A 5,413-nucleotide genomic window follows, 5' to 3' on the forward strand; every position below is an offset into this window, starting at 1 on the left:
AGCCGGGGCACGTTGCCCTGCACGATGGCGACGGTGACCTCGTCGGCGCCGCCGCGGCCCCCGGCCGGCACCGACGAGGTCACCGTCGCCATCGTGCAGGGCAACGTGCCCCGGCTGGGGCTGGACTTCAACGCCCAGCGGCAGGCCGTGCTTAACAACCACGTCGACGCCACCCTGAAACTCGCCGAGCAGGTCGCCGCCGGCACCCAGCGGCGGCCCGACCTGGTGGTGTGGCCGGAGAACTCCAGCGACATCGACCCGCTGCGCAACCCCGGCGCCGGATACCGGATCTCGGAGGCGGCCGACGCGATCGGCGCGCCGATCCTGGTCGGCGCGGTGCTGCTCGGCCCCGGCGAGGGGCAGGTGCGCAACGCGGGCCTGCTGTGGCGTCCGGGCAGCGGCCCCGACCTGGCGCAGCTCTACACCAAGCGGCACCCGGTGCCGTTCGCCGAGTACGTGCCGCTGCGCGGCATCGCCCGCATGGTGAGCTCCGAGGTCGACCGGGTCCGCTCCGACTTCGTGCCCGGCGCCACCCCCGGCGTGCTGGACACCGGGCCGGCGGTGCTCGGCGACGTGATCTGCTTCGAGGTCGCCTACGACGGCATCGTGCGGGACACCGTCACCGGCGGCGCCCAGCTGCTGGTGGTGCAGACCAACAACGCCACCTTCGACGTGGCCGAGGCCCGCCAGCAGCTGGCCATGGTGCGGCTGCGCGCGGTCGAGCACGGCCGGGCCGCCCTGATGGCCTCCACGGTCGGAGTGTCCGGGTTCGTTACCCCCGACGGGCGGGTATCCGCGGCCACCGGATTCAACACCCCGGCGGTGGTGGTCCGGCAGATGCAGCTCGGAAACGGGCGGACGCCGGCCACCCGGGTGGGCGTCTGGCCCGAGGTGGCCCTCGCGGCGCTCGCCGTCGCGGCCCTGGTCGGCGCGGCGGTGCTGCGCCGCCGGCGGGAGGTCGCCCCCGGATAGGACGACGGGTGCCGGTGCGCCGGCGAAAGGCGGTATGACGGTGGGCGAGGCAGCCGACAGGCGGACGGCCGGCCACCCCGGGGTGGGGCGGGTCCTCGTGGTCATCCCCACCTACAACGAGGCGGACAACGTCAGCCGGATCGTCGCCCGGGTACGCGACGCCGCGCCGGCGGTGGACATCCTCGTCGCCGACGACAACAGCCCCGACGGCACCGGGGTGATCGCCGACGCTTTGGCCCGTACCGACCCGCACGTGCAGGTGCTGCACCGGCACGGCAAGGAAGGGCTCGGTGCCGCGTATCTGGCCGGTTTCGCCTGGGCCCGCCGGCGCGGCTACGACGCCGTGGTGGAGATGGACGCCGACGGCTCGCACGCCCCGGAGGACCTGCCGGCGCTGCTGGACGCCGCCCGCGACGCGGACGTGGTGATCGGCTCCCGCTGGACCCGCGGGGCGCGGGTGGTGGGCTGGCCGCTGCGCCGGCTGCTGCTGTCCCGCTGCGGCAACCTGTACGCGCGGCTGGCGCTGGGCATGCCGGTCTCCGACGCCACCGGCGGCTACCGGGTGTACCGGTCGGCCGCGCTGGAGGCGATCGACCTGGAGTCGGTCCGCTCGCAGGGGTACTCGTTCCAGGTGGAGTTGTCCCGGCTGGCGCACCGGGCCGGGGTGCGGATCGTGGAGGTGCCGATCACCTTCGCCGAACGCGAGCGCGGGGCGAGCAAGATGAGCCCGCTGATCGTCGCGGAGGCGCTGTGGCGGATCACCGCGTGGGCGTTGCAGGACCGGCGTACGGCGGTGCGGCGCGGCCTGCACGGCACCCCCGACGGGCAGGTCCGGTGGCCGTGAGCGTGGACGTGTCATGCTGGAGGAGCGTGATGACGCCCATGGCAGATGAGGTGAGATGCGCCGAGGACTGAGGTTCGTACCGCCGGCCCTGCTGCTGCTCGCGGTGCTGGAGTTTGCGGTGTTCGTCCTGGTGGGCCGGGGCATCGGGTTCGGGTCTGCGCTGCTGCTGGTGTTCGCCGCGTCGCTGCTCGGGCTGGTGCTGCTGCGCCGGGAGGGGATGCGGGCGTGGCGGGGCTTCCGGGCCGCTGTGGAGTCGGGCCAGCCGCCGGGTCAGCGGGTGACCGACGGCCTGGTGGGGCTGGTGGGGGCGCTGTTGCTGGCGATCCCCGGCCTGATCAGCGGCCTGGTGGGGCTTTTGCTGCTGGTGCCGCCGGTGCGTCGGCTGGCCCGCGCCGGGGTGCAACGTACCGCCGAGCGCCGGGTGTCGTCGATGGTTGCCGGTGACCTGTTCGGCCCCCGCCGGGTGCGGGTGCGTCGCGGCGAGCCGCAGCCGACCCAGCCGGCCCAGCCCGCCCGGCCGGTCACCGAGCCGGGCCGGGCCATCGAGGGGGAGATCATCGAGCCCGGCCGCTCCTGAGCCGGGCCGTCCGACACGACGAAGCGCCCCCGGGAGTCTTCCCGGGGGCGCTTCGGTCGTTCTGCGTTTTCGCTCAGGCGCGGCCGCGGCGGGTGCGAACCTCCTGGAGCCGCTCGGCGAGGATGTCCTCCAGCTCGGCGATCGAGCGGCGCTCCAGCAGCATGTCCCAGTGGGTGCGCGGCGGCTTGGCCTTCTTCTGCTCCGGCTCGTTGCCGTCGACCAGCCGGGCGACGCTGCCGTCGAACTTGCACTCCCAGGTCGTGGGGACCTCGGCGTCGACGGCGAACGGCACCTCGAACTGGTGGCCCTTGGCGCAGAGGTACTCGCGGGTCTGACGCGGCGCGAGCTCCGTGTTGCGGTCGGATTCGTAGCTCACCGCGCCCAGGCGGCTTCCGCGCAGCATACGCTCGCCCATGATCGACTTCCCCTCGCTCGTGGTGCTGGTCTTCTGGTGTAACGGTCCGTCTCCGCCGGGCCATTCCCGCCCACGCCGGTGGGCCGGCGCACGCGCGGATCCCTCCAAGGGTAGCCGCCCATGACAACCGCCCGGCGGGGTCGTCCCCCGGCCGGGTCGAAACGGTGGAGTGTTTTGGCTGTCACCGGGGATGTTAGCCGCCCCAGGCGGACGGGAGGTTGCGATGGCGGGTGACACGCCGGTGCAGACCCGGGTGCCCTCGGAGCGGACCTTCTTCGGTCACCCGCGGGCGCTGTCGACGCTGTTCCTCACCGAGATGTGGGAGCGGTTCAGCTTCTACGGCATGCGGGCCATCCTGGCGCTCTACCTGACCGCGGCGGTCGCCGACGACGGGCTGGGCATCCGGGAGTCCACCGCCAACGCCGTCTACGGCACCTACAACGCGATGGTGTACCTGATGGCGCTGCCCGGCGGCTGGATCGCCGACCGGCTCCTCGGGGCGCGGCGCAGCGTGTTGTGGGGCGGCGTGGTGATCGCCGCCGGCCACTACGTGATGGCGGTGCCGGTGGGCTGGAGCGTGTTCGCCGGCATGACGCTGATCGTCCTCGGCACCGGGCTGCTCAAACCCAACATCTCGACCATGGTCGGGGCCCTGTACGACAGGGACTCCCCACGCCGCGACGCCGGCTTCTCGATCTTCTACATGGGCATCAACCTGGGGGCGTTCATCGCGCCGCTGATCACCGGCTTCCTCGGCGAGAAGATCAACTGGCACCTCGGCTTCGGCGCCGCCGCGATCGGCATGACCTTCGGCGTGCTGCAGTACGTCCTCGGCCGGCGCAATCTCGGCGAGGCGGGCGCCCGCCCCGCCGACCCGCTGCTCGGTGCGGACCGGCGCCGGGCGCTGACCCGGATCGGCATCACCGCGCTAGTGGTGCTGGTGGTGCTCGTCGTGCTCGCGCTGGCCGGGCTGTTCACGGTCAACACCGTGGTGAACCTGCTGACCGTGGTCACCGTGCTGGTCACCATCGCGTACTTCGCCCGGATCCTCACCGACCGGGAGATCAGCGGCACCGAACGCAGCCGGATGAAGGCGTACCTGTGGCTGTTCGTCTTCGCCGCCGCGTTCTGGCTGATCTACGACCAGGCCGGGTCGGTGCTGAACATCTTCGCCGCCGACCGGACCGACCGCGACGTGCTCGGGTTCACCTTCCCGGCGTCCTGGCTGCAGTCGGTCAACCCGATCCTGATCATCATCGGCGCGCCGCTGGCCGCCTGGCTGTGGCTGCGGCTGGGGCACCGGGTTTCCACCCCGATGAAGTTCGCCGTCGGTCTGATCCTCAACGGCCTGTCGTTCGTGCTGATGGCCGCCGCGGCCCAGGCCGCCGTCGGCGGCGACCTGGTCTCCCCGTGGTGGCTGGTGGCGGTGTACGCCATCCAGGTCGCCGGTGAGCTGGCGCTGAGCCCGGTCGGCCTGTCCGCCACCACCAAGCTCGCCCCGGTCAAGTACGCCAGCCAGATGATGGGCCTGTGGTTCCTCGCCACCGCCGTCGGTGACGCGATCGGTGGCCAGGTGGCCCGGCTCGCCGAGACGTGGCCGGAGCCGACATACTTCCTCACCTTCGGTTTGGCGTCGGTGGTGCTGGGGCTGGGCGCGGTGATGTTCGCCCGGCACATCCGGCAGCTGATGGCCGGCATCCACTGACCGCTGCCGGCCCCGGAGGTGTCAGTGTGTCGGGGTCGGCGGCAGGGGCAGCGGCAGGCCCGGCAGCCCGTCGATACTGGTCGCCACGTGCGGCTTGCCGGCGAAGTACGCGCTCAGCGACGCGTCGTCCTCACGGGCGAAGCGCTGGGCGTGCAGATCCCGGTCGGCGTCGTAGGTCATCAGCGGCACCGCGTAGCCGCAGGTGTCGCGGATCAGCTCGGCGCGGACCAGGATGATCGCCCGAAGCCCGTGCACGCTCGGGTCGATGTCGGGGAAGTGGCCGATCAGGTCCGTCCAGCGGGGGTCGTCCCGGAACACCGGCTCACCCCGGCCGTGCACCCGCACGATGTTCGGCGGGCCGGAGAACGCGCACCACATGAGCGTGATCCGGCCGTTCTCCCGCAGGTGGGCGATGGTCTCGGCGTTGCTGCCGGCGAAGTCCAGGTAGGCGAGGGTGTGCTCGTCGAGGACGGCGAGGCAGCCGCGCAGGCCCTTCGGGGAGAGGTTGACCGTGCCGTCGGCGGCCAGCGGGGCGGTGGCGGTGAAGAACATCGGCTGCTCCTCGATGAAGGTTCGCAGCCGGCCGTCGATGCGTTCGTATGTCTTCCCCATGTGGGCATCATCGCTGCCGGGGGCCGGTGGCGGCTGTCCCGTCCCGTCTCGTGGCGGGGTGCGATGGGTTACGCGGGGAGCGCCGGCGGCTCCCGCAGCCAGTCGGACCGGGTCGCCAGCGCCTGGGGGCGAATGCGGTGCCCGACCGGGTCGCGGCGGGCGAGGGCCACGGTCAGGCGGTGGCGGGGTCCGGCTGGGCGGAACCCAACCGGGCCAGCGCGCTGGCGAGGTCGCTGACCTGGTCGGCGAGCTGTGCCGCCCGCCGCGACCCGGTCGGCGACCCTCTTG

The 5,413-nt window shown here is 72.8% G+C and carries 6 protein-coding genes; 4 read left to right on the forward strand and 2 right to left on the reverse strand.

Going from position 1 to position 5,413, the window contains the following annotated elements:
* From lnt to DKL51_RS25745, 3 genes are all read left to right on the forward strand, one after another.
* Window positions 1-972: apolipoprotein N-acyltransferase (gene lnt, locus DKL51_RS25735; protein ID WP_124812601.1), on the forward strand; the 972-nt coding region annotated here is incomplete at its 5' end.
* 34 nt (window positions 973-1,006) lie between these two features.
* Entirely contained in the window at window positions 1,007-1,816 is an 810-nt protein-coding gene (locus DKL51_RS25740; protein WP_124812602.1) for a polyprenol monophosphomannose synthase, read from the forward strand.
* A gap of 55 nt (window positions 1,817-1,871) precedes the next feature.
* Window positions 1,872-2,393, forward strand: a complete 522-nt coding sequence (locus DKL51_RS25745) for an FxsA family protein (protein ID WP_124812603.1) — start codon at window positions 1,872-1,874, stop codon at window positions 2,391-2,393.
* Window positions 2,394-2,466: 73 nt separating this feature from the next.
* On the opposite strand, the gene DKL51_RS25750 is transcribed toward DKL51_RS25745, so the two are convergent.
* The gene (locus DKL51_RS25750) at window positions 2,467-2,808 is read right to left on the reverse strand and encodes an RNA polymerase-binding protein RbpA (RefSeq protein ID WP_007460094.1); all 342 of its coding nucleotides are present in this window, start codon (window positions 2,806-2,808) and stop codon (window positions 2,467-2,469) included.
* 223 nt (window positions 2,809-3,031) lie between these two features.
* Here DKL51_RS25750 and DKL51_RS25755 point away from each other — a divergent pair, with 223 nt between their 5' ends.
* Window positions 3,032-4,513, forward strand: a complete 1,482-nt coding sequence (locus tag DKL51_RS25755) for a peptide MFS transporter (RefSeq protein ID WP_124812604.1) — start codon at window positions 3,032-3,034, stop codon at window positions 4,511-4,513.
* Window positions 4,514-4,534: 21 nt separating this feature from the next.
* Here DKL51_RS25755 and DKL51_RS25760 read toward each other — a convergent pair whose 3' ends face one another.
* Window positions 4,535-5,125 (reverse strand): pyridoxamine 5'-phosphate oxidase family protein, encoded by a 591-nt coding sequence (locus tag DKL51_RS25760; RefSeq protein WP_124812605.1) that lies wholly within the window; start codon window positions 5,123-5,125, stop codon window positions 4,535-4,537.
* Between the last annotated feature and the right edge of the window lie 288 nt (window positions 5,126-5,413).

Source organism: Micromonospora globispora, from assembly GCF_003857015.1.
In the GTDB taxonomy this organism is placed as follows: Bacteria; Actinomycetota; Actinomycetes; order Mycobacteriales; family Micromonosporaceae; genus Micromonospora; species Micromonospora globispora.

Coding starts and splice junctions, on each gene's coding strand:
- DKL51_RS25740 (WP_124812602.1), top strand. CDS start 1,007: ATGACGGTGGGCGAGGCAGCCGACAGGCGGACGGCCGGCCACCCCGGG.
- DKL51_RS25745 (WP_124812603.1), top strand. CDS start 1,872: ATGCGCCGAGGACTGAGGTTCGTACCGCCGGCCCTGCTGCTGCTCGCG.
- DKL51_RS25750 (WP_007460094.1), bottom strand. CDS start 2,808: ATGGGCGAGCGTATGCTGCGCGGAAGCCGCCTGGGCGCGGTGAGCTAC.
- DKL51_RS25755 (WP_124812604.1), top strand. CDS start 3,032: ATGGCGGGTGACACGCCGGTGCAGACCCGGGTGCCCTCGGAGCGGACC.
- DKL51_RS25760 (WP_124812605.1), bottom strand. CDS start 5,125: ATGGGGAAGACATACGAACGCATCGACGGCCGGCTGCGAACCTTCATC.